Below are 22426 nucleotides of genomic sequence, written 5' to 3'. Positions count from 1 at the left end.
CAATGGCGCGCATCGAGCTTTCCGATCTCGCGCATTCCTATAAGCGAGGCGCTTCGGCACCGGGCGATTTCGCTCTGAAGCCGATGACGCTGACCTGGCGCCAGGGAGGCGCCTACGCCTTGCTCGGCCCCTCCGGCTGCGGCAAGACGACGTTGCTCAACATCATCTCGGGTCTTGTCATCCCATCACATGGCCGCGTGCTGTTCGACGGTCGAGATGTCGCGCACCTACCGACGGAAGAGCGCAACATCGCCCAGGTGTTTCAATTCCCGGTCGTCTACGACACGATGACCGTCTACGAGAATCTCGCCTTCCCGCTGCGCAATCGCGGCATGGAGGCCAGAGCCGTCGATGGCCGTGTGCGCGAGATCGCGACGCTTCTGGAACTGACCGGCGAGCTCAACCGCAAGGCGAGAGGACTCACGGCCGACGCCAAGCAGAAAATCTCGCTCGGTCGCGGCCTCGTCCGCCCTGATGTTGCAGCCATCCTCTTCGACGAGCCATTGACCGTCATCGACCCACAACTGAAGTGGGAGTTGCGCTCCAAGCTCAAGGCGCTTCACAGAGCGCTCGATGTCACCATGATCTATGTGACGCATGACCAGACCGAGGCGCTGACCTTCGCCGACACCGTGGTCGTGATGCACGACGGTAGGGTCGTGCAGGCCGGGCGGCCGGACGAATTGTTCGAGAAGCCGGCCCATACCTTCGTCGGCTATTTTATCGGCTCCCCGGGCATGAACGTGATTCCGGCCTCTGTCGCGGGCAACTGCGCCCATGTCGCGGGAGCGACGATCGAGTTGCCACGGAGCTACGACATTCCGTACGGCAAACGGATCGAGATCGGGATCAGGCCCGAATTCGCGACGCTTGCCCGCCCCGGCGAGGGGGTGCCCGTCACGGTCGAGCGCATCGACGATCTCGGCCGCTCCCGGCTTGCGCGCCTGCGCCTGCGAGAACACGCGGTTGCCGCCGGTGTGCCCGACGGGCTCAGCGGCATCGGCGAGAGCGCGGGGCTCATCCTTCAGCCCGATCACATCCATGTCTATGCCGACGGCGAACGGCTGGAGGGCAGAGCGTGATGGACAAGCCCTATGACAACCGCGCCTGGTTCCTTGTTCTGCCGGTCCTCGCCATCGTTGCCTTCTCGGCGGTGATCCCGCTGATGACGGTGGTGAACTATTCGGTGCAGGATACGTTCGGCAACAACCAGTTCTTCTGGAACGGCACCGGCTGGTTCAAGGAACTGCTCGACCCGTCGAGCGACCTGGGCGGCCGCGTGCGCGACTCGTTTTGGCGCAACCTCCTGTTCTCCGCGATCATCCTGACGATCCAGGTGCCGCTCGGCATCGCGGTCGCGCTCGCCATGCCGCGCGAGGGCTGGAAGGTGGCGGCGACGCTGGTGCTGATGGCGATGCCGCTGCTAGTGCCTTGGAACGTAGTCGGCACGATCTGGCAGGTCTTCGCGCGCGGCGATATCGGGCTGCTCGGCTACACGGTCAACCGGCTCGGCATCGACTACAACTACGTCGCCGACCCGCTTGCGGCCTGGATCACCATCATCGTGATGGATGTCTGGCACTGGACCTCGCTGGTGGCGCTGCTCTGCTATGCCGGCTTGAAATCGATCCCGGACGCCTTTTACCAGGCCGCACGTATCGACGGCGCCAGCCGCTGGGCGGTGTTCCGTTTCATCCAGCTGCCGAAGATGCGGCGCGTGCTGATCATAGCCGTTCTGCTGCGCTTCATGGATTCGTTCATGATCTATACCGAGCCCTTCGTCGTCACCGGCGGCGGACCAGGCAATTCGACGACCTTCCTCTCGATCGAGCTGGTGAAGCTCGCGCTCGGCCAGTTCGATCTCGGCAAGGCCGCGGCGATGTCGATCGTCTACAACCTGATCATCCTCGCCGTGTGCTGGGTCTTCTACACGGTGATGACCAATCTCGATGTCGAGCGTCGGCGCCCGCCGGCGGATGCTGAGGGCGGCCGATGACGACGGGCAGCCTCAGCTCGACCGCGGCACTTTCCGCAGCCGAAGCGGCACCGAAGGCGCGCTCCGCCCTTCGCTTCAACGGCAGCGCGCTGACGCTCGGCCTCTATCTGATTTTCCTGATCCTGCCGATCTACTGGCTCGTCGTGATGAGCCTGAAGACCAATGCCGAGATCAATTCCGGCATGACGCTCTGGCCGCGCGAGATCACATTCGAGAACTACCGGACGATCTTCACCGACCCGTCCTGGTACTCCGGCTACATCAACTCGCTGACCTATGTGGTCATGAATACGGTGATCTCGATCACGCTGGCGCTTCCAGCCGCCTATGCCTTCTCGCGCTACCGCTTCCTCGGCGACAAGCACCTGTTCTTCTGGCTCCTCTCGAACCGGATGGCGCCCCCCGCGATCTTCGCACTGCCCTTCTTCAACCTCTATTCGGCGATCGGGCTCTTCGACACGCCGCTCGCGGTGGCGCTGGCTCATTGCCTGTTCAATGTGCCGCTCGCGGTCTGGATCCTCGAAGGCTTCATGTCCGGCGTGCCGCGCGAAATCGACGAGACAGCCTATCTCGACGGCTATTCCTTCCCGCGCTTCTTCGTGAAGATCTTCACCCCGATCATCGCCAACGGCATCGGCGTCACCGCCTTCTTCTGTTTCATGTTCTCCTGGGTCGAGCTCTTGCTGGCGCGGACCCTGACGACGGTCAACGCCAAGCCGATCGCCGCCACGATGACGCGCACGGTCTCGGCCGCAGGCATGGACTGGGGACTGCTCGCGGCCGCCGGCGTGCTGACGTTGATCCCCGGTGCGCTCGTGATCTGGTTCGTCCGAAACTACATCGCCAAGGGCTTTGCCCTGGGGAGGGTCTGATGCCCGATCTGGCATGGATGGCGTGGACACCGCAGACCGGGCTGTTCTTTGCCGGTCTCTTCGGCCTGCTCGGCGTGATGACGGCGCTGGCGATCTGGCGGCCCGAACTCGAGCGCGTCGGCGTGCTCGGCATCCCGACGACACGCGGCGACCGACTCTTCCTGAGCCTGCTTGGATCGGCCTTCATCCACCTCGCCTGGCTCGGCCTCACCGCCGCCGATCTCTGGTGGGCGACCGGCCTTTCGTTTCTCTACGCCACCACGGTTTTTCGCTTCGTCTAACCCTAACCACGGAGGCTGCTCTCGCACGAACATTGCCTGCGCAAAGGGAGCCAACAAGGCTCGCAAGAACAATCAACTAGTGGAGGAAACGATGAGAAAGCAGATGCTAGCCGCTACCGCGCTCAGCTCCTTGCTCAGCGCCGTGCCCGCCCTCGCCGACATGGATGCGGCGCGACGCTGGGTCGACAGCGAATTCCAGCCTTCCACACTGGCCAAGGATGCGCAGCTCAAGGAAATGGAGTGGTTCGTCAATGCCGCGAAACCCTTCGCCGGCATGGAGGTCAATATCGTCTCCGAGACCATCACCACCCATGAATACGAAGCCCGTACGCTGGCCAGGGCCTTCAGCGAGATCACCGGCATCAAGCTGAAGCACGACCTGATCCAGGAAGGCGACGTGGTCGAGAAGCTGCAGACACAGATGCAGTCCGGCCGGAACGTCTATGACGGCTGGATCAACGACTCCGACCTGATCGGCACGCATTTTCGCTACAAGCAGACCACGAACCTGACGGACTGGATGGCGGGGCCGGGCAAGGACGTCACCAACCCGATGCTCGACGTCGACGACTTCATCGGTAAATCCTTCGGCACCGCACCCGACGGAAAGCTCTACCAACTGCCCGACCAGCAATTCGCGAACCTTTACTGGTTCCGCTACGACTGGTTCACCCGCCCGGACTTCAAGGAGAAATTCAAGACCAAGTACGGCTACGAGCTCGGCGTACCCGTCAACTGGTCGGCCTATGAAGACATTGCCGAGTTCTTCTCGAACGACATCAAGGAGGTCGACGGCGTCCGGGTCTTTGGCCATATGGACTACGGCAAGAAGGACCCCTCGCTCGGCTGGCGCTTCACCGATGCCTGGCTCTCGATGGCCGGCAATGGCGACAAGGGCATCCCGAACGGCAAGCCGGTCGACGAATGGGGCATCCGCATGGAGGGCTGCCGCCCGGTCGGCTCCTCGGTGGATCGCGGCGGCGACACCAACGGCCCGGCTTCGGTCTATGCCGTCCAGAAATATGTCGACTGGCTCAACAAATACGCGCCGCCTCAGGCGCGTGGCATGACCTTCTCCGAGTCCGGGCCGGTGCCGGCACAGGGCACCATCGCCCAGCAGATCTTTTGGTACACCGCCTTCACGGCCGACATGGTCAAGCCCGGCCTGCCGGTAGTGAATGCCGACGGCACTCCGAAATGGCGCATGGCCCCCTCGCCCAAGGGCTCCTACTGGAAGGAAGGCATGAAGCTTGGCTACCAGGATGCGGGCTCATTGACCCTGCTTGAATCGACCCCGCTGGAGAAGCGCAAGGCGGCCTGGCTCTACCTCCAGTTCATCGTCTCCAAATCGGTCAGCCTGAAGAAGAGCCATGTCGGCCTGACTTTCATCCGCGAGAGCGACATCTGGGACAAGAGCTTCACCGAGCGGGCGCCGAAGCTCGGCGGGCTGATCGAGTTCTACCGCTCGCCGGCGCGCGTGCAGTGGACGCCGACCGGCAACAACGTTCCCGACTACCCGCGTCTCGCACAGCTCTGGTGGCAGAACATCGGCGATGCCTCCTCGGGCGCCAAGACCGCGCAGGCGGCGATGGATTCACTCGCGGCGGCGCAGGACTCGGTGTTGGAGCGGCTCGAACGCTCCGGCGTCCAGGGCGATTGCGGCCCGAAGCTGAACCCGAAGCAGACGGCGGATGCCTGGTTCGCCAAGTCCAAGGCGGACGGCAACATCGCGCCACAGCCCAAGCTCGCCAATGAGAAGCCGAAGGGCGAGACGATCGACTACGACACGCTGATCAAGTCCTGGCCGGCGACTCCGCCCAAGAAGAACTGAGACAAACGCTCCGGGGGTGCGGGCGGGCAGTGCGAGCCGCCCGCACCCCATTCGGCAGTCGCAAGGAACGGCGCGCCTACCACGAGCAGCGGCCTTTATTGGCTTTATCTCATGCGCAGCCCGAGGGATCGTTGCCCCCACACAGTGGTGAGCGCGGCATCGCCGGCTCAACGGCGAAGGCAAATTCCAGGCAAGATCCGCCCCAACGCTTGCGGTGCTTACCCCCAACGTAGCGCAGCCGTATGGACCGGCGCGTCCCAGAGTTGGATCATGCTGTCGTCCAGCGCCGTCACGGTTAGCGAACAACCAGCCATGTCCAGAGAGGTGACGTAAGACCCAACCAGCCCACGTGCGATGGCGAGACCGCGTCCCGCCAGGACGCGCCTTGCAGCATTGGCCATCAGATAGAGCTCCATGGCGGGCGTCCCGCCGAAGCCGTTGACGAGCAGCAGGCAGGGCGCGCCGCTCTTCAGGGAAAGATCGTCGAGGATCGCGCCCATCATCTCGTCGGCGATAGCGTCCGCAGTTGTCAGCTTCACGCGCCGCCGGCCCGGTTCCCCGTGGATGCCGACGCCCATCTCTATCTCGTCCTCACTGAGGGTGAAGGTCGGCTTGCCGGCTGCGGGCACGGTGCAGGAAGTGAGGGCCACGCCCATCGAGCGGGTGCGCCGGTTGACCTCCTCGCCGAGGGACTTCAGCGCATCGAGCTCGCGGCCCTGCTCGGCGGCGGCGCCGACCATCTTCTCGACGATCAGCGTGCCTGCGACGCCACGCCGGCCGGTGGACCAGGTCGAGGCCGGGACCGCGACGTCGTCGTCGGTGATGACGGTCGCGACTGGGCTCTCGGCCATCTCGGCCGCCATCTCGAAATTCATCACGTCGCCTTCATAGTTCTTGACGATGAAGAGCGAGCCCGCCGCCGTGCCGACGGCGTTCACCGCCGCCAGCATCTGGTCCGGCGTCGGCGAGGTGAAGACCTGCCCCGGACAGGCGGCATCGAGCATGCCGGTGCCGACGAAGCCGGCATGCAAGGGTTCATGGCCAGAGCCCCCACCCGAGATCAGCGCGACCTTGCCGGGCTTCAGCACCTTGCGTCGAACGAACTTTTCCTCTTCGCCGAGCATGAGGATATCGCCATGAATGGCGGCGAGTCCCTGGAGGCTCTCCGACAGAATGCTGTCGACCGCGTTGATCAGTTTCTTCATAGGCTCTCCCCCTGCGCATCGGCTTCTTCGTCGGCGGCGGCCGGGATCAGGGACACCAGGCCGCGCGCGACCCCCAGCACGATATGGTCGACCCGGGCATTCAGGTCGGCGCTGCCGAAATCCGGCAACTCGACCACCAGCCGGCGCATCGGCCGCCCGGCATCGACCACCTCCAGGCGCCCCGGATGCGCGGCGCGATAGGCGTTCAGGAAGGCCTGCCGCTCCCGCGGCGCGAAATGGCAGACATGGAAGATCGTCTCCAGATGCTGCACCGGCACTGGCGTGGCATAGGCGGGGCTGATGATCTGCGAAATGAAGCTGCGGTTCTTGCCGATGGCTTCCGCCAGCCGCTGCCGGGTGCCGGAGGGGCGGTTCTCGATGATCGCGCGCAGGATCGCCTTGTACGCGGCCAATGGCGAAGGGTCGGTCGGGAGGGTTTCGGGGCTGGTCATGCGTCCGTCACTGGCTGCGAGAGATCGACCGCCCGGATCGCTTCCTTCGCCATCGCCAACAGCCCGGGAGAGACCGACACGGCCCGGACGCCGGCCCGCAGCAATGCGGCGATGGCGCGCGGATCGCCTCCCGCATCGCCGCAGAGACTGACTTCTCGACCAAGGTCGGCGCCATGGCGCGCGACATGGGCTATCATGGCGAGCACGCCGGGATGCAGGACGTCGGCATAGGCCGCGACCTCCGATCCATCGCGCGCGGCGGCGGTCGCGTATTGCGTCAGATCGTTGGAGCCGATCGAGAAAAAGGCGGCGTCGAAGCTCGCGACCGCCATGGCGGCGGCCGGAACCTCGACCATGATGCCGAGCGCAGGCGCTGCATGCGGCAATCCTTCCGCCGCGAGTTCCGCCAGAACGCCGTCCAGCAGCACTCTCGTTTGTTCCAGTTCCTGCGCTGCGGTGACCATAGGCAGCATGACCTTGAGCGGGCCCAGGCTCGCCGCCCGGGCCAACGCCCGCAATTGGACGCGGAAGACGTCGGCATGGCGCAGGGACAGCCTGATGCCACGCAGGCCAAGAAAGGGATTGGTCTCGCCATCGATCGTGTAGCCGGCGATGGGCTTGTCTCCGCCGGCATCGAGCGTGCGGATCGTTACCGGCCGACCGCCAGCCCAGTGCAGCAACGCGGCATAGGCCTCGAACTGGCGCGCCTCATCCTGCAAGGCCTGCTCGACGAGGAACTCCGTGCGGGTCAGGCCGATGCCGTCGCAGGCCTCGGCCGGGAAGCCGGCGACATCGGCGCTCCCCGCGATATTGACCATCACGGCAATCGGGGTCCCGTCGCGGGTCAGCGCAGGCTCGCGCTTGCGGGTTTCCGCCTCGCTCCGCCCGTGGCCGAGTTCGTCTGCCCGCCGTCGCGCCTCGTCGATGCTCGCGCGCGACGGGCCGGTCAGGACGAGGCCTGCCATGCCATCGACGACGACCGTGCCGGAGACCGCCTCCCAATCGGAGCCGATGCCGACCACCATCGGCACGCCACGCCCGCGCGCCAGCATGGCGACATGGCTGGTCGGGCTGCCGGCCCCGAGCACGATGCCGCCGCCTTGCGACCAATCGATGCCAAGGAAGGCGGAGGGCGGCAGATCCTGCGCCACGATGACGGCGCCGGGCGGCGCATTCGTCAATTCGGGCAAGCCGAAAAGCTGGCGCAGAACCCGGTCCCGGATATCAGACAAATCTGTGGCGCGGGCGCGGAAATAGGCGTCGTCGGACGCCTCATATCCCGCGATCTCCTCCGCCAGCGCCTGTCGCCAGGCCGTGTCGGCAGGCACGCCGCGCTCGATTGCTGCATAGGCGCCCTCGGTCAAGGCGTCGTCTTCGAGCAGCGCCACCTGAAAGCCCACGATATCGGCAGCCTCGCCGTGAAGACTGGCCGCCAATGCCGTGACGGCCTGGAGGGAAGCGGCAACGGCGTCCGCCAGAGCCTGTCGCTCACTTGCAACCGGGCCCTTCACGCGCCGCATCTCGCCGACTGCGCGAAATGCCACCACCGGGCCGAAGGCGAGCCCGGTCGATGCGGCGAGGCCGGAAAGGCGGCGTTCCATCACGCCTCACTCCTCATCGAACTTGCGTGCGACGATATCGACGAGCGCAGCGAGCGCGGCGGAAGCATCTTCGCCGCTGGCCTTGAAATGCAGCACTTCGCCCTGGGCCGCCTTGACGCGCATGATCTTCACCGGGCTCTTGGCATCGGTCCACGGGCCGGCCGCGCTGGTCGCGACCTCTATACGGGAGCCGAAGCGCTTGGCGGTCTGGGTAAGCTTCACCGAGGGCCGGGCATGAAGCCCGATCTTGTTGGTGAGCAGGGCGCTGGCCGTCACCTCCTGCATCCTTGCATTCCTCTCGCTACCTTTTGCCGACATGTCATTCATGCCGACATGAGTTCCTCGGCGGTCGCCTGCACGACGGCCAGCGGCGAGCCGCCGGACGCTTCGGTGGCGGCCATCACGGCGCCTTCCACAATCGGTGCATTACAGATGACGATGCGCCCGCGCCGCTCCTCCGGCATCATTTCCACCGCCATCTCGCTATTGGTCTCGGCCCCGCCGAGATCGACCAGGATGGCGACGCCCGCTTCCGACCACGCCTTGTCGATCGCCGCCATGATGGCGGCGACATCGGTGCCCAGGCCGCCTTCGGCATTGCCCCCGGCCGCGGCAAGTGGGACATTGTCGCCGACCATCTGGCGAACCATGTCGACGGCGCCCTCGGCGACCTTGGCCGAGTGCGACACGATGACGATGCCGACATTCTTGCTGGCTGGCATGCTTCAGGCTCCGATGGCGTGGCAGATTGCGGTGGCGAGCAGCGCCGATGAGCGTGCCCCGGGATCCATATGGCCGATCGAACGCTCTCCCAGAAACGAGGCGCGTCCGCGAATGGCCTTGAGCGGCACCGTTGCCTCAGCCGCGATCCTGGCGACCTCGGGAAGGCGCTTCGTGAGGTCGGCGCCGCCATGAGCGAGTGCGGCCTGGAGCGGCGCCAGCACGTCGAGCATGGTCTTCTGGCCGAGATCGGACTTGCCTCGCGCCTTCACGGCCTCGATCGCCGCGGCCAGTGCCTGCGCCATCTCCGTAATCGTCGGCTCCGGCGGCAGTTCCTTACCCAGCGTCATGAATAGCGTGCCGTAGAGCGGCCCTGAGGCGCCGCCGACTTTCATCACCAATGTCGTGCCGATTGCCTTCAGGGCGTCGGGCAAGGGCTTTGCCGTGATCGGATCCATGTCCGCCAGCACGGCCTCGAACCCGCGCTTCATGTTCAGGCCGTGATCGCCGTCGCCAATGGCCTGGTCGAGCGCCGTCAATTCACCGGCATGGGTCAAGATTGCCGCGGCCATGGCTTGGATCAGCTTCTTCTTCAACGCGCCGTCCATGGTTCACCTCACCCGCTGGCCGTCGGCGTCGAAGAACAGCGGCTTGAGCAGGCTCACGCTCACCTCGTCGCTGACATCCAGGCCTTCATCCGGATCGACCAGGCTGACGATCTGATGCTGGTTCACTGCGATATGCAGGTGGTTCTGATCGCCGAGCCGCTCGATCCAGTTGACCTTGCCCGTCACCGCGCCATTCCCCGCCTTGGCGATGGCGAGATGCTCGGTGCGCACGCCGATCGTGGTCGTGCTGGCCGGCGCCCCCAGACCGGGGAAGAGGGCGCGCGGCAGCAGGTTGATGCCGGGGCTGCCGAGGCGGGTGGCGACATAGATGTCGGTCGGGTCCTCATAGATGCTGCGCGGCGTTCCGATCTGCACGAGGCGGCCCTGGTTGATCACGCCGATGCGAGAGGCCAGCGTCATCGCTTCGGTCTGGTCATGTGTGACGTAGAGGACGGTCGCGCCCAGATCCTGCTGGATATGCTTCAGCTCGATGCGCAGTTCCGCGCGCAGCTTGGCATCGAGCGAGGAGAGCGGCTCATCCATCAGGTAGATCGACGGGCTGCGCACCAAGGCACGGCCGATCGCGACGCGCTGCATCTGGCCGCCGGAGAGCTGCGTCGCGCGGTTCTGCAGCTTGTCCTCGATCTTGAGGAGCTTTGCGACATGGCCGACCGCGCGCCGGATCTCGTCCTCGGGCGTACGCCGTGTCGGCGACCGCAAGGGGAAGGCGAGATTGTCGAATACGCTCAGATGCGGATAGAGCGAGTATTGCTGGAACACGAAGGCGACGTCGCGCGCCGCCGGCGGCAGCGCCGTGACATCGACGCCGCCGATGAAGATGCGGCCTTCATCCGGGGTCTCCAGCCCGGCAATGAGGCGCAAGGCTGTTGTCTTGCCCGCGCCCGTCGGCCCCAGCAGCACGACGAACTCGCCATCGGCGATGGTGAGCGACAGATCGCTCGCGGCCTGCACCGCACCGAACCGCTTCGAGACTTGCGTCAGCGTGACCTCAGCCATGGGTGCGCCTCGTCGTGCTGGCCTCATGCAAGGCGGAGCGGATCGCCTTTCCCGTCGCCGCATCGAACAGCGATAGCCGCTCAGGCCTGAACGACAGACTGACGCGGTCGCCGGCCGCCACCGGCAGATGGGCAGGCAAGCGCGCCTTGAGCTTGCCGCGCGGGGTGGCGACCGTCACGATCTGGGTCGTGCCGAGATATTCGGTGCCAAAAATCTCGCCCGGAAGGGCGCTGCCCTGCCGGCCGGGATCGCCGATGACGATCTGCTCGGGCCGCACCCCAAGCGCCAGCGGTCCGGGTGCGTGGCTCTCGCGCAGTTCCGGCAGGGTCACGCAGGCGGCATCGATGCTGACCGAGGTCGAGCCCGCAATGGCCGTGCCGTCGAAACGGATGAAATTCATCGCGGGCGAACCGATGAAATCCCCGACGAACATCGAATTCGGGCGGTCATAGATCTCCTGCGGCGAGCCGAGTTGCTCGATCACGCCGTCATTCATCACCGCGATCTTGTCGGCCATCGACATCGCTTCGAGCTGGTCATGGGTGACATAGACCGTCGTCGCCTTCAGCCGATCGTGCAGCGCGCGCAGCTCGCCGCACATCAGATGGCGGAACTCGGCGTCAAGCGCGCCCAGCGGCTCGTCCATCATGAAGGCCTTCGGTTCGCGCACGATGGCGCGTCCGAGTGCGACCCGCTGCCGGTCGCCGCCGGAAAGACCGGAGATCGATTTGTCGAGCAGATGCTCGATGCGCAGCACGCGTGCCGCTTCCTCGACGCGCCGTCTCGTCTCGTCCCTGGGCACCCCCATCGAGACCAAGGGAAAGCTGATGTTCTTGCGCACGTTCATATGCGGGTAGAGCGCAAAGAGCTGGAACACCATGGCGATGTCGCGTTCGCGCGCCCGCTTGAAGGTGACGTCCTCACCATCGAGCTGGATACTGCCGGAGGATGGCAGCTCCAGCCCCGCAACCATCCGCAATGTCGTCGTCTTGCCGCAGCCGGAGGGGCCCAGCAGGCAGAAGAAATCGCCGTCCTCGACCGTGAAACTGGTATCGCGCACCGCCATGAAGGCGCCGAACCGTTTCACCAGATTATCGACCCGGATCTCGGCCATGGCTCACTCCGGGAATTTGGTGACGAAGGTGAACATGATGACGCCGATCAGCGTCGTTACGAAGGAATAGCCGTAGAGCGTCAGCGAGAAGGGCTGCAGCAGCATGAGCACGCCGGCCGCGATCAGCACCGTCGCCAGCATCTCCATCGGTCCGCGCCGCAGCGCCCTGGGCCAGCGCGATCGAGGCGTGCCGCCCGGTTGCCGGGAATGGCTGGCATGCAGGTTCATTTGCGCACCGCCCCGAAGGTGATACCGCGCAGGAGGTGCTTGCGCAGCAGCACGGTGAAAACCAGGATCGGGATCAGGAACAGCGTCGTTCCGGCCGCAACCGCCGGCCAATCCTGCCCGCCCTCGCCGATGATGATCGGGATGAAGGGCGGCGCGGTCTGCGCCGTGCCCGAGGTGAGCAGCACGGCGAAGGCATATTCGTTCCAGGCGAAGATAAGGCAGAAGATCGCGGTCGCGACGATTCCGGTCGTGGCCTGCGGCAGCACGACCTTGCGGAAGGCCTGCAGCCGTGTGTAGCCGTCGATCATCGCCGCCTCCTCGTATTCGCGTGGGATCTCGTCGATGAAGCCCTTGAGCAGCCAGACAGCCAGCGAGACGTTGACCGAGGTGTAGAGCAGGATCATGCCGAGCCGCGTGTCGGAGAGGCCGAGCTCGCGATACATCAGGAAGATCGGGATCGCGACGGCGATCGGCGGCATCATCCGTGTCGACAGGATGAAGAACAGCAGGTCGTCCTTCAGCGGCACCTTGAAGCGCGAGAAGGCATAGGCCGCGCAGGTGCCCAGCCCCACCGAGAGCAGCGTCGAGCCGAATGCGATGATCAGCGAATTGACGAAGCGCGGCACATAATTCGACGGGCCGACGACCACCATGCTGCGCGAGCGCGTGATCTCTTCGCAGGCGGAATTCGCAGGCGGGAGCGAGGCGAGATAATCCGCCGTCTGGCGCGATCGGGTGTTGAACAGGTTGCAATAGCCTTCGATCGAAGGCTCGAAATGCAGGAAGGGCACGACCTTGGGCGGGTAGGAGATCGAGTCCGGCGGCGTCTTGATGCTGGTCAGGCCGATCCAGAGCAGCGGCACGATGGCCACCAGCGCGTAGAGAACGACGATGGTACCGGCCAGCAGCTTGACGCGTCCGCTCGGCGCGACGACGGAGTGGGCCGTGGAGAGCGCGCCGCTCATCGTGCCTTCACCTTGTTCAGCGCCTTCACATAGATGTTCGCCAGCCCAAACACGGCGACGAACAGGATGATCGCGAAGGCGGAGGAATAGCCGGTGCGCCAGGCCTCGAAGGCGGCGCGCTTCAGCGTGATCGAGGCGAGTTCGGTCGTCGAGCCCGGCCCGCCCGAGGTCAGGAGGTTGACCATGTCGAACATCTTGAAGTTCTCGATGCCGCGGAAGAGCACGGCCAGCATGATGAAGGGCAGGCACATCGGCAGCGTGATCGAGATGAATTGCCGCCAGTTGCTCGCGCGGTCGACCTCGGCTGCCTCGTAGATGTAGTCCGGGATCGAGCGCAGGCCGGCCAGGCAGATCAGCATCACATAGGGCGTCCACATCCAGGTATCGACGATGATGATCGCCCAGGGGCTCAAGGTGACGTCGCCCAGCATCTGGAAGGAGGACGGCGCAAGCCCCGTGAAGAACGAGACGACGTAATTGAACAGGCCGATCTGCGGCTGGTAGAGGAACGTCCAGAAATTGCCGACCACGGCCGGCGACAGCATCATCGGGATCAGGATCAGCGTGGTCCAGAAGCCATGGCCGCGGAATTTGCGGTCGATCAGGTAGGCCAGCGCAAAGCCGATGACGGTCTGCAGCAGGATCGTCCAGAACACGAAATGCGCCGTCGCCTGCATGCGCTGCCAGATTTCCGGATCCGACAGGATCGTCTGGTAGTGATCGAGCCCGACATTGCGCAGCGGTGCATTGGGGCGATTGGCGCGGTAATTGGTGAAGGAAAGCTGGATCGTCCAGATCAGCGGGAACAGGTTGATCGCGAGCAGGAGGATCATCGTCGGCGCGATGAAGATCCAGGCGATGGCTTTGTCGCTGAGACCCCGGACCCGCTGGGCGATTGGGGGATAGGCTGCGCGCATCGCTGCCGCGCTCCTGATGCCGGTGACGTCGCTCGCATTCATGACTCAGCACCGTTCAAAGGCAAGGTCGGGGACTGGCTGCGCCACCTGCGATGAGGCGCAGCCCCGGTTCGGCTGGGGCGAAGGCCCGCTTGCGTCAGAACTTGCCGTCTTCCTTGAAGACCTTGGTCCAATCCTGGATCAGCAGGTCGAGCGCCTGTTTGGCGGTGCCCTTCTCCGCCACGACATAGTCGTGGATGCGCGCCTGCTCCGCCTGCATCAGCTGCGCGTAGGACGGCTCGGCCCAGAAATCGACGACCTGGCCCATGGCGACGAGGAAGTCGGCCGCGAAGGGCGCGGATTTGGCGAAACCGGGATCGTTCAGCACGCCCTTGTGGCAAGTATAGCCGCCGAGTTCCCACCACTTCTTCTGCACGTCGAGCGAGGCGAACCATTTGACGTAGGACAGCGCCTCGGCCTGGTTCGGCGAATAGGCGACGACCGAGAGGCCCTGTCCGCCGAGCTGCGAGCCCTTCTGCTTCTCGGGCGGATTGACGAAGAAGCCGATCCTGTCGCCGCCAACATTGGGATCCTTGTACAGGCCGGGAAAGAAGGCGAACCAGTTCATCTGCAGGGCCGCCTGTCCGGATTTGAAAGCGTCCAGGCCCTCTTGCATATAGGCGTTGGAGTAGCCCGGCGGGGTGCAGCACTTGTACAGGGACTTGTAGAACTCCAGGCCCTTCACGGCATCGTCGGAGTTGACGAAACCAGCCATGGCGTAGGGCTTCTTCGGGTCCTCATATTTGAAGCCGAAAGGATAGAGTGCGTTGGCGACGCCCATCGTGATGCCTTCCGAGCCACGCTCGGTGAAGATCGCCGCGCCATAGACCTTCTTGCCGTCGATATCGCGGCCCTGGAAGAACTCGGCGATCTGCTTCAGCTCGGTTTGCGACTTCGGCGCGGCGAGCTCGCGGTTGTACTTGGCCTTGAATTCGGCCTGCAGCTCAGGTCTGGAGAACCAGTCCTTGCGGTAGGTCCAGCCGAGCGCGTCCCCCATGGCCGGCAGCGCCCAGTAGTTCGGCGTATTTTTCGGCCATTCGGCATAGCCGGTGACGGTCGCCGGCATGAAGTCGTCGATCTTGATTCCTTCCTTGGCGAAGAAATCGTTCAGCTTCACGTAATGCTTGTTCTCGGCGGAGCCGCCGATCCACTGCGAGTCACCGATGATCAGGTCGCAGAGCTTGCCCTTGGAATTGAGCTCGTTGAGCATGCGATCGGCGAAGTTCGGCCAAGGCACGAACTCGAACTTCATCGCGATATTGGTCTTGGCGGTGAAGTCCTTGGAGAGCTCGACTAGCGCATTGGCCGGATCCCAGGCCGCCCAGCAGAGCGTCAGAGACTTGCCCTGCGCCTGTGCCGCGGTGGCAGCCAGCGCGGCGCTCCCGGCGATGGTCGCGGCAAGCATCCATGTCCTGATTGTTTTCATGGTTTTCCCTCCCTTGGCGTGCCGTCACCAGCCGTCATTGGGGTGACGGGTGAACCTGCGTGACCGCGACGGGCACAACCGGAAGAAAAGGCACGGCCGACGCGGGACGTTTCCTCACGCCGCCCCGGAACTAACCGTCCAAGTTCAGCGATTTGTTTAGTGAACAGTCAATCGCTAAACATGTCAAGCGATGAAGACGGCCGATAACATACCGCAATGCAGCGTTTTGCGCCGCGATGCACAAGTTTAGTGAATTCCTGAGTATCGGTGGGTTGGGGCAGCCTGGCCCATCATCTGCTTCGCGAAGCAAGCAGGCTTGCCCGACAGGTCCACGAAGCGGTAGATCGAGCGTCGGGAACTCAAGAGCGACGGGCCAAGGGGCACTTAACACGCTGTCGGTCGGGCTGGCAGGTGAGCCGGACCGGTCCCCGCCAACGCGCCATGACCGCTCGGTCTCGCGGGGTACGAGTCAATGAGCGGACCGAGACGCATTGAACTGCTTCCAAGCCGAAGTGGAAGATCGCTGACGCGGCGCCTTTCCGAGGAATAAGGGAGAGCCCGCCGTTCCAGGGGCACGCTTCTTGATTTGCTGGAAACGAAGCGCCGCCCGGCTTGGTGGCCGGGCGGCGCTTATCGGATTGCGGAATTTTTCCTACAATCGCGGCAACACTATGCCTCGCGTTTCAGGTCAAACCGATTCAAGCCGGCGATGTAAGCCTCTGGCAGAGCCCAATGTTTCGCTCCGGCGATGACCGTTTCCATATAGCCGGGCTTCGGCTTTCCGGCATCGCCTGAACGGCCGATATAGATCAGCGCGCGCTTGGCGCCGCCCGGCACGATCACCGGCTGGTTGATCTTGACGTAGAGCCCGCTGCCGATGTCCTCGAACTTGTCGAGCGTGCGAATATCACTGAGCGAGCAGTCCCAGAGCACGCCATGGACCTCGTCGCGCGCATCGCGGATGGCGGAGGCATAGCCGTCGCGCGTGACGATGAAACGATGGCGCGGCAGGCGGGCGGGGCCGAGCGCGTGCGAGTTCGGGCAGCGCTGTGCCATGCCGACCGGGTCCATGTTAAGGCCGTAGGCGAAGTAGAGGGGCATGGTCCGGCTCGGCCTTTTTGCGGGGTCCCATTGTCAGGGCGCGCTGTCATTCCGGACATAGCGAAGCGGAGATCCGGAATCCATCGTAGGGCATAGTAGCCTCCGATGGATCCCGGATCAGCGCGGCTTCGCCGCTTGTCCGGGATGACGGCGCGGTTGTTGCTCTCGTCCTACTTCGTCTTGTTGAACAGCTCGCGCCCGATCAGCATGCGCCTGATCTCACTCGTCCCGGCGCCGATCTCGTAGAGCTTGGCGTCGCGCAGCAGGCGGCCTGTCGGATAGTCGTTGATGTAGCCGTTGCCGCCCAAGAGCTGGATGGCGTCGAGCGCGACCTGCGTCGCCTTCTCGGCCGCGATCAGGATCGCGCCGGCTGCGTCCTCGCGAGTCGTCTCGCCACGGTCGCAGGCCTTGGCGACGGAATAGACGTAAGCGCGGCAGGAGTTCATCGCGACATACATGTCGGCGACCTTGCCCTGGACGAGCTGGAATTCGCCGATCGACTGGCCGAACTGCTTGCGCTCATGGACATAGGGCATGACCACGTCGAGCGCCGCCTGCATGATGCCGAGGGGGCCGGCGGCCAACACGACGCGCTCATAGTCGAGGCCCGACATCAGCACGTTGACGCCGCGCCCGACCGTACCCAGCACGTTCTCCTCCGGCACCTCGCAATCCTGGAAGACGAGCTCGCAGGTATCGGAGCCGCGCATGCCGAGCTTGTCGAGCTTCTGGTGGGTCGAGAAGCCCTTCATGCCCTTCTCGATCAGGAAGGCGCTGATGCCGCGCGAGCCGGCCTCCGGATCGGTCTTGGCGTAGACCACCAGCGTCTCGGCGATCGGGCCGTTGGTGATCCACATCTTGTTGCCGTTGAGGACGTAGCGGTCGCCCTTCTTGTCGGCGCGGGTGCGCATCGAGACCACGTCGGAGCCCGAGCCGGGTTCGGACATGGCGAGCGCGCCGACATGCTCGCCGGAGATGAGACCCGGCAGGTATTTGCGCTTCTGCGCCTCGCTGCCGTTGCGGCGGATCTGGTTGACGCAGAGATTGGAATGGGCGCCGTAGGAGAGGCCGACCGAGGCCGAGGCACGGGAGACTTCCTCGACCGCGATGCAATGCTCGAGATAGCCGAGCCCGGTGCCGCCATACTCCTCCTCCACCGTGATTCCGTGCAGGCCGAGCGCGCCCATCTCCGGCCAGAGATCGCGCGGGAACTGGTTGCTGCGGTCGATCTCTTCTGCGCGCGGCGCGATCTTCTCCTGCGCGAAGGCGTGGACGGTGTCGCGGATGGCGTCGGCGGTCTCGCCGAGGTCGAAATTGAACGGGCGCGGCGCGTTGGCGAGCATGGCGGAACCTCCCGGTTGATCATTGGGAGCGAGCCTCCCTTGCCGCCGTTATAGCCGGAGCCCGCCGGCGCGTCAGTGTGCAGACGCGCCCGGCGCGGTTGGGCGTCGATGCGGTGGCCAGCGTTCCGTGGCGGCAGGCCAAAGCCTGTCCGCACAGGGGCAATCCAACTCTTGTTTATCCCCTCCTGGAGGATAGGATATCGACATGAGCCACGCCATGGACCCCGACATCATCAATCGCCTGCGCCGCGCACAGGGGCACCTCGGCACCGTCGTCGGGATGGTCGAGGCGGGGCGGGCGGTTCCCGAGGTCGTGCAGCAGCTCCAGGCTGTCGAGAAGGCTCTGGAGAAGGTCAAGTCGCTGCTGATCTTCGACCATATCGAGCACCATCTGTTCGACCACGCCCAGGCACCGACGCCCGAGGCCCGCAGGTCGATCGAGGAGCTGAAGGCTCTCACCAAATATCTGTGACGGCCGCGGAGCGAGCGCCATGTCGAACCTGAACAGCTTTCCAGCCCGCCACGAGCACGTCTTCCTAGGCAGCGCACATGATCGCCACGAGCGGCGCACCTGGCTCGTCGTCGGCCTGACGGCGGTCACCATGGTCGCCGAGATCGTGGCGGGCACGGCGTTCGGCTCGATGGCGCTCGTCGCCGATGGCTGGCACATGTCGACCCATGCCGCAGCGCTCGGCATCGCTGCCTTCGCCTATCGCTTCGCCCGGCAGCATGCGCGTGACAGCCGTTTCAGCTTCGGAACGGGCAAGCTCGGCGATCTCGCGGCCTTCGCCAGCGCGCTGCTGCTGATGCTTGTCGCCCTCGCCGTGGGCTGGGAATCAGCGATGCGGTTGAGCGCGCCGGTCGCAATCGATTTCACCCAGGCCACGGTGATCGCCGTGCTCGGTCTCATCGTCAATCTGGCGAGCGCCTGGCTGCTGAAGGATGGGCATGACCACCATCACGGCCACAGCCATGGCGGCTCGGGGCATCGCCCGCACGATCACGGCCCTGACCATCACGACCACCACCATCATGCCCATGGCGGCGGGCACGGCGCGGACACCAACCTGCGCGCGGCCTATACGCATGTCGTCGCCGACGCCTTCACCTCGATCCTGGCGATCGCGGCGCTGCTCGGCGGCCGATTCTACGGCTGGGTCTGGCTCGACCCGGTAATGGGCATCGTCGGCGCCTGCGTGATCGCCCACTGGTCGGTCGGCCTACTGCGCAGCTCGGGAGCGATCCTGCTCGACACCGTGCCGGACGAGACCCTTGCGAAGCGCATCGGCGAACGGATCGCCGCCGAGGGCGCCGAGATCGCCGATCTACACCTCTGGCAGGTCGGGCCGGGGCATCGCAGCGCGATCGTCTCGATCGTCACCCGCGAGCCGAAAGCCCCGGCGGTCTACAAGCAGCTGCTGGCCGATCTGCCGACACTGTCACATGTCACGGTCGAGGTGAACGCCCGCCCGGCCGTTGCCTAGATGACTCCGGTCAATCGCCGATCACGCCGCGTTTCCGCAGCAGGATCAGCGTGAACAGCGCGGCGGCGACGCAGGATATGGCCACGAACACGGCGCCGAGATCCGATTCGACCCAGGGCAGGCCCTTCACATTGATGCCGAACAGACCGGTGATGAAGGTCGCGGGCAGGAAGAGCGCCGTCAACAAGGAGAGCACATAGAGCTGGCGGTTGGTGCGGCTGGCCGAGCGGGCGGCGATCTCGTCCTGCAGCAGCCGCGCCCGATCCTGCACCGACTGGGACGTCATGGTGGAGGCCGTCGATGCGCTGGAGCAGGCGCATGGCCGCAGCCTTTACCGCGTCCGGGGCGCTGCGGCCGGAATGCGTCTCGGCGAACCGGCGGAACAGGACGTGCAGCCCGCTGAGCTGGCGGTGCAGCCGCACGGCCGTGCGGCGGATCGCGCCGACGCGCTGCGGCCCGTCATGCAGGCGGTCGAGCAGGATGTGATCCTCGACGCTGTCGGTTTCTTCGACGAGGCGCACGACGGCGTCGGTGATGTCGTCGATGATGTATTCGATGATCTGCTCGAACAGGCCTGCCGGGCTGGAGGCCGGCTCGCCGCGATCGAGCGCTTCGGCGGTCATGCGGATCGAGTGCAGCGCTTCGCGTCGGCCGGTCAGCAGGAAGTCGTCGCCGATGATCCAGCGTAGCGCGCCGACATCCTCGGATTTGTCGGCGATGTCGCGGATCAGGTCGTGCGACACGCCCCAGGCGAGATTGGCGGAATGATCGAGCCGCTGGTGCGGCTCATGCGACAGGAAGGCTTCCTGCGTCGTGTCCGGCAGGGCCTGCTCTGCGCTCCAGCTCTGCGCCCGCGTATGGACGAGGTCGAGATGCAGCCAGACGAAGCCCTTGGTGGGGGAGAGGTCGGGCACGGTTTCGCGCGGGACGCGGCTTGGCCGCCCGTCCTCGTCGAAGCGATAGGCCCAGATGATACCGGACTGGGATTGTAGGTCGCCGGGCATGGTCCGCTTCCGCTGCCGCCGCAGGCTGGTCGGCGGCGCGGTGCTAAGGGCTCCGTGGATGTGACAATGGCGTGACGGTCGGGCCCGGCTGTTCAGTTGCGGCGGACGGTGCCGGTCATGTCCGCGTCGCCGCTGTTCGCCGTGCGCGCGGGGATGCGGCCGGGCGGTGCGAACTTCAACTTCGTGCCGCCGGCCGCTGCCGGGGCGCGCAGGCCGGCCGGCGTCGGCGGAGGCGCGCGCAGGGCGAATTTGGGCTCACCGCCCTGCCATTTGCGTGCGCCGATGTCGAAACGACCCTGGCGCCAGCCGTCGAACTCACGCTCGCTGCCGAAGAAAGCGTTGCGATCGACGTCGCCGACGATGCCGGGCACGCGGCCCGTGGTGGTGAACTGCCAGAACTCCCAGCGGTCGCGGGCATAGCGCTTGGCCAGCGGCGCGGCGGTCGAGCGCAGCCAGAAGGGATGATCGTTGAGTTCGCCCTCCAGCACGTCCTCGTGGAAGTTGATGTCGGTGTAGATGACGGGCTTCTTGCCGGTGTGCTCGCGCAGGCCCTTCAGCATCTCGTTGATCTTGGCGAGGGCCAGCTCCCGCGAGATCTTGCGGGTGCACTGCGAGTCGTTCTGCCATTCGACGTCGAGGACGGGCGGCAGCGCATCCGCATCGCGCGGAATATGCTTCTTGATCCAGCGCACCTGATCCTTGGCCGAGCGGCACCACCAGACGAAGTGATAGGCGCCGCGTGGAATCCCGTGCTTCTTCGCCTCGGCCCAGTTCCGCTTGAAATTGGGGTCGAGATGGTCGCCGCCTTCCGTCGCCTTGATGAAGGCGAAGCGGGTGCCGGCATCCTTGACCTTGGCCCAGTCGATCTCGCCCTGCCAGCGCGAGATGTCGATGCCCTGAATGACCTTGCGCCGCGCATCGCGGACGCCGTGATGCGGGGCGCTGTCGCCCTTCTTGGGATAGAACGCCTGTGCCGGCTCCAGAAAACTGATCAGAATCGCCGCGAAAGCAAAGGCTCCAAGGCCGGTCCGTCCGCTGGTCAGCTTGCCCGCTGGCATGTGTCTCTCCCGCATCACAGGTCCAGATGGCGGGAGCGTGGTTAAGCGGCGGTTAGAATTGCCGCGCTGTCTAACCAAGAGTTTCAGCCTTGGTTAACCGCGGGGCCGGGCCGCTCAGTCGTCGAGGTCCGTGTCCTGCACGGCTGTCGCTGCCACGCGGCTCGGCTGGAACGCCGAGGCGACGGGGGGAGCGGCGCCGGGGATACGTGCGACAGGCATGTTCTCCGGGATCGGCGCCGGCGTCGGTGCCGGCCCCGGCATCGCCGGACGCTCGGGCCCCGGATCAGGCTGCGGCGGAACCTTGTCGGCCTTGTCCCAGCGACGCGTGCCGATGTCGAATTCGCCGCGCACCCAGCCGGCGTATTGCGCTTCGGTGCCGAAGAAAGCGTTGCGGTCGACATCGCCCTTGATGCCGGGCACGCGGCCGGTGGTGGTGAACTGCCAGAAGGCCCAGGTACGATTGTTGTAGCGCACCTCGGGCAGGGCAGCGGTCGAGCGGATCCAATAGGGGTAGCTGTTGAACTGGCCTTCGAGCACCTCGCGGTGGAAGGTTATGTCCGTGTAGATCACCGGCTTCTTGCCGGTGAGGAGCTCAAGCTCGTTCAGCATGAGCTGGATCTTCTCGCGGGCGAGGTCCGGCGCGATCTTCTGCGGGCAGGTGCGGGAGTGGCCGTTCCATTCGACGTCCAGCACCGGCGGCAGCGCATCGGGGTCGTTCGGAATCTGCTGCTTGAACCAGACCGCCTGCTCATGTGCCGGGCGGCACCAGTAGACGAAATGGTAGGCGCCGCGCGGAATGCCGGCGCGGCGCGCGCCTTCCCAGTTGCGCTGGAAGGCAGGGTCGACATGGTCGCCGCCCTCGGTCGCCTTCATGTAGACGAAGCGCGTGCCGGCGGCCTTGACCGAGGCCCAGTCGATCTCGCCCTGCCAGCGCGAGATGTCGATGCCGTGGATCGGATAGTTGTGAGCCGCCGCGACGCCGGGGTGGGGGCGGGCGTCGCCCTTCGACGGATAGTTGTCGAGCGCCACGCAGCCGCCGAGGGCCGCGAAAGCGGCAGCAGCCAGAAAGGGCGGGAAGCGGAAACGTGACATGCGGCGGGCGTTCATCTCGCCGAGAATTGCGGAGAATGCTTGACGGCGGGTTTACGTTACCAAAGTTCTGCC

At 65.2% G+C, this 22426-nt stretch carries 23 protein-coding genes and 2 pseudogenes; 7 read left to right on the top strand and 18 right to left on the bottom strand.

Annotated elements, in window-relative coordinates:
- Positions 1 to 2 precede the first annotated feature (2 nt).
- The 5 genes from NWE53_RS07625 (at position 3) to NWE53_RS07605 (ending at position 4980) form a co-directional block, all read left to right on the top strand.
- On the top strand, positions 3 to 1082 hold the full coding sequence (locus NWE53_RS07625; protein WP_265053745.1) for an ABC transporter ATP-binding protein: 1080 nt from the start codon (positions 3 to 5) through the stop codon (positions 1080 to 1082).
- Complete coding sequence (locus tag NWE53_RS07620) at positions 1082 to 1996, top strand: carbohydrate ABC transporter permease (RefSeq protein WP_265053744.1); 915 nt, start codon at positions 1082 to 1084, stop codon at positions 1994 to 1996. The genes NWE53_RS07625 and NWE53_RS07620 overlap by 1 nt, the downstream gene beginning before the upstream one ends.
- The gene (locus tag NWE53_RS07615; protein ID WP_265053743.1) at positions 1993 to 2868 is read left to right on the top strand and encodes a carbohydrate ABC transporter permease; all 876 of its coding nucleotides are present in this window, start codon (positions 1993 to 1995) and stop codon (positions 2866 to 2868) included. The genes NWE53_RS07620 and NWE53_RS07615 overlap by 4 nt, the downstream gene beginning before the upstream one ends.
- On the top strand, positions 2868 to 3149 hold the full coding sequence (locus tag NWE53_RS07610) for a DUF2160 domain-containing protein (RefSeq protein WP_265053742.1): 282 nt from the start codon (positions 2868 to 2870) through the stop codon (positions 3147 to 3149). Before NWE53_RS07615 ends, NWE53_RS07610 begins: the two co-directional genes overlap by 1 nt.
- Positions 3150 to 3240: 91 nt before the next feature.
- Positions 3241 to 4980 carry an ABC transporter substrate-binding protein gene (locus NWE53_RS07605; protein ID WP_265053741.1) on the top strand — a complete coding sequence of 580 codons (1740 nt, stop codon included), beginning with the start codon at positions 3241 to 3243 and terminating at the stop codon, positions 4978 to 4980.
- Between the two features lie 218 nt (positions 4981 to 5198).
- Here NWE53_RS07605 and dhaK read toward each other — a convergent pair whose 3' ends face one another.
- The 14 genes from dhaK to NWE53_RS07535 form a co-directional block, all read right to left on the bottom strand.
- Positions 5199 to 6185 carry a dihydroxyacetone kinase subunit DhaK gene (gene dhaK, locus NWE53_RS07600; protein WP_265053740.1) on the bottom strand — a complete coding sequence of 329 codons (987 nt, stop codon included), beginning with the start codon at positions 6183 to 6185 and terminating at the stop codon, positions 5199 to 5201.
- Positions 6182 to 6637 carry a hypothetical protein gene (locus NWE53_RS07595; protein ID WP_265053739.1) on the bottom strand — a complete coding sequence of 152 codons (456 nt, stop codon included), beginning with the start codon at positions 6635 to 6637 and terminating at the stop codon, positions 6182 to 6184. The genes dhaK and NWE53_RS07595 overlap by 4 nt, the downstream gene beginning before the upstream one ends.
- On the bottom strand, positions 6634 to 8238 hold the full coding sequence (gene ptsP, locus NWE53_RS07590) for a phosphoenolpyruvate--protein phosphotransferase (protein ID WP_265053738.1): 1605 nt from the start codon (positions 8236 to 8238) through the stop codon (positions 6634 to 6636). The genes NWE53_RS07595 and ptsP overlap by 4 nt, the downstream gene beginning before the upstream one ends.
- Positions 8239 to 8244: 6 nt before the next feature.
- On the bottom strand, positions 8245 to 8523 hold the full coding sequence (locus NWE53_RS07585) for an HPr family phosphocarrier protein (RefSeq protein WP_265053737.1): 279 nt from the start codon (positions 8521 to 8523) through the stop codon (positions 8245 to 8247).
- Positions 8524 to 8561: 38 nt separating this feature from the next.
- A complete protein-coding gene (dhaM, locus tag NWE53_RS07580; RefSeq protein WP_265053736.1) occupies positions 8562 to 8960 on the bottom strand; it encodes a dihydroxyacetone kinase phosphoryl donor subunit DhaM in 399 nt (132 codons plus the stop codon).
- A gap of 3 nt (positions 8961 to 8963) precedes the next feature.
- Positions 8964 to 9566, bottom strand: coding sequence for a dihydroxyacetone kinase subunit DhaL (gene dhaL / locus NWE53_RS07575; protein ID WP_265053735.1), 603 nt, complete (start codon positions 9564 to 9566; stop codon positions 8964 to 8966).
- A 3-nt stretch (positions 9567 to 9569) separates the two neighbouring features.
- Positions 9570 to 10583 carry an ABC transporter ATP-binding protein gene (locus tag NWE53_RS07570; RefSeq protein WP_265053734.1) on the bottom strand — a complete coding sequence of 338 codons (1014 nt, stop codon included), beginning with the start codon at positions 10581 to 10583 and terminating at the stop codon, positions 9570 to 9572.
- Positions 10576 to 11697 carry an ABC transporter ATP-binding protein gene (locus tag NWE53_RS07565; protein ID WP_265053733.1) on the bottom strand — a complete coding sequence of 374 codons (1122 nt, stop codon included), beginning with the start codon at positions 11695 to 11697 and terminating at the stop codon, positions 10576 to 10578. The genes NWE53_RS07570 and NWE53_RS07565 overlap by 8 nt, the downstream gene beginning before the upstream one ends.
- Before the next feature lie 3 nt (positions 11698 to 11700).
- On the bottom strand, positions 11701 to 11925 hold the full coding sequence (locus tag NWE53_RS07560; RefSeq protein WP_265053732.1) for a hypothetical protein: 225 nt from the start codon (positions 11923 to 11925) through the stop codon (positions 11701 to 11703).
- A complete protein-coding gene (locus tag NWE53_RS07555) occupies positions 11922 to 12890 on the bottom strand; it encodes a carbohydrate ABC transporter permease (RefSeq protein ID WP_113511717.1) in 969 nt (322 codons plus the stop codon). The genes NWE53_RS07560 and NWE53_RS07555 overlap by 4 nt, the downstream gene beginning before the upstream one ends.
- Positions 12887 to 13807 (bottom strand): carbohydrate ABC transporter permease, encoded by a 921-nt coding sequence (locus NWE53_RS07550; RefSeq protein ID WP_265054839.1) that lies wholly within the window; start codon positions 13805 to 13807, stop codon positions 12887 to 12889. Before NWE53_RS07550 ends, NWE53_RS07555 begins: the two co-directional genes overlap by 4 nt.
- A 136-nt stretch (positions 13808 to 13943) precedes the next feature.
- Complete coding sequence (locus NWE53_RS07545; protein ID WP_442865020.1) at positions 13944 to 15251, bottom strand: ABC transporter substrate-binding protein; 1308 nt, start codon at positions 15249 to 15251, stop codon at positions 13944 to 13946.
- A 690-nt stretch (positions 15252 to 15941) separates the two neighbouring features.
- A complete protein-coding gene (locus NWE53_RS07540) occupies positions 15942 to 16373 on the bottom strand; it encodes a gamma-glutamylcyclotransferase family protein (RefSeq protein WP_265053730.1) in 432 nt (143 codons plus the stop codon).
- Between the two features lie 170 nt (positions 16374 to 16543).
- Entirely contained in the window at positions 16544 to 17716 is a 1173-nt protein-coding gene (locus NWE53_RS07535; RefSeq protein WP_265053729.1) for an isovaleryl-CoA dehydrogenase, read from the bottom strand.
- A 205-nt stretch (positions 17717 to 17921) separates the two neighbouring features.
- Here NWE53_RS07535 and NWE53_RS07530 point away from each other — a divergent pair, with 205 nt between their 5' ends.
- Together NWE53_RS07530 and dmeF are read left to right on the top strand one after the other, a co-directional pair.
- The gene (locus NWE53_RS07530; protein WP_265053728.1) at positions 17922 to 18188 is read left to right on the top strand and encodes a metal-sensing transcriptional repressor; all 267 of its coding nucleotides are present in this window, start codon (positions 17922 to 17924) and stop codon (positions 18186 to 18188) included.
- A gap of 19 nt (positions 18189 to 18207) precedes the next feature.
- Complete coding sequence (dmeF, locus tag NWE53_RS07525) at positions 18208 to 19200, top strand: CDF family Co(II)/Ni(II) efflux transporter DmeF (protein ID WP_265053727.1); 993 nt, start codon at positions 18208 to 18210, stop codon at positions 19198 to 19200.
- 10 nt (positions 19201 to 19210) lie between these two features.
- Here dmeF and NWE53_RS07520 read toward each other — a convergent pair whose 3' ends face one another.
- From NWE53_RS07520 to NWE53_RS07500, 4 genes and pseudogenes are all read right to left on the bottom strand, one after another.
- Positions 19211 to 19486: a CorA family divalent cation transporter gene (locus NWE53_RS07520; protein ID WP_265053726.1), complete on the bottom strand. Its 276-nt coding sequence runs from the start codon at positions 19484 to 19486 to the stop codon at positions 19211 to 19213.
- A 67-nt stretch (positions 19487 to 19553) separates the two neighbouring features.
- Positions 19554 to 20204: pseudogene (locus NWE53_RS29990) on the bottom strand (CorA family divalent cation transporter); the annotation flags it as partial.
- 92 nt (positions 20205 to 20296) lie between these two features.
- A complete protein-coding gene (locus NWE53_RS07505; RefSeq protein WP_265053723.1) occupies positions 20297 to 21262 on the bottom strand; it encodes a GH25 family lysozyme in 966 nt (321 codons plus the stop codon).
- Positions 21263 to 21595: 333 nt separating this feature from the next.
- A pseudogene (locus NWE53_RS07500) lies at positions 21596 to 22369 on the bottom strand (glycoside hydrolase family 25 protein); the annotation flags it as partial.
- Positions 22370 to 22426 lie beyond the last annotated feature (57 nt).

Source organism: Bosea sp. NBC_00550, assembly GCF_026020075.1.
GTDB lineage: Bacteria > Pseudomonadota > Alphaproteobacteria > Rhizobiales > Beijerinckiaceae > Allobosea.
Note: the sequence above shows the minus strand (reverse complement) of the source record. Positions and strands in the feature narration are given on the sequence as shown.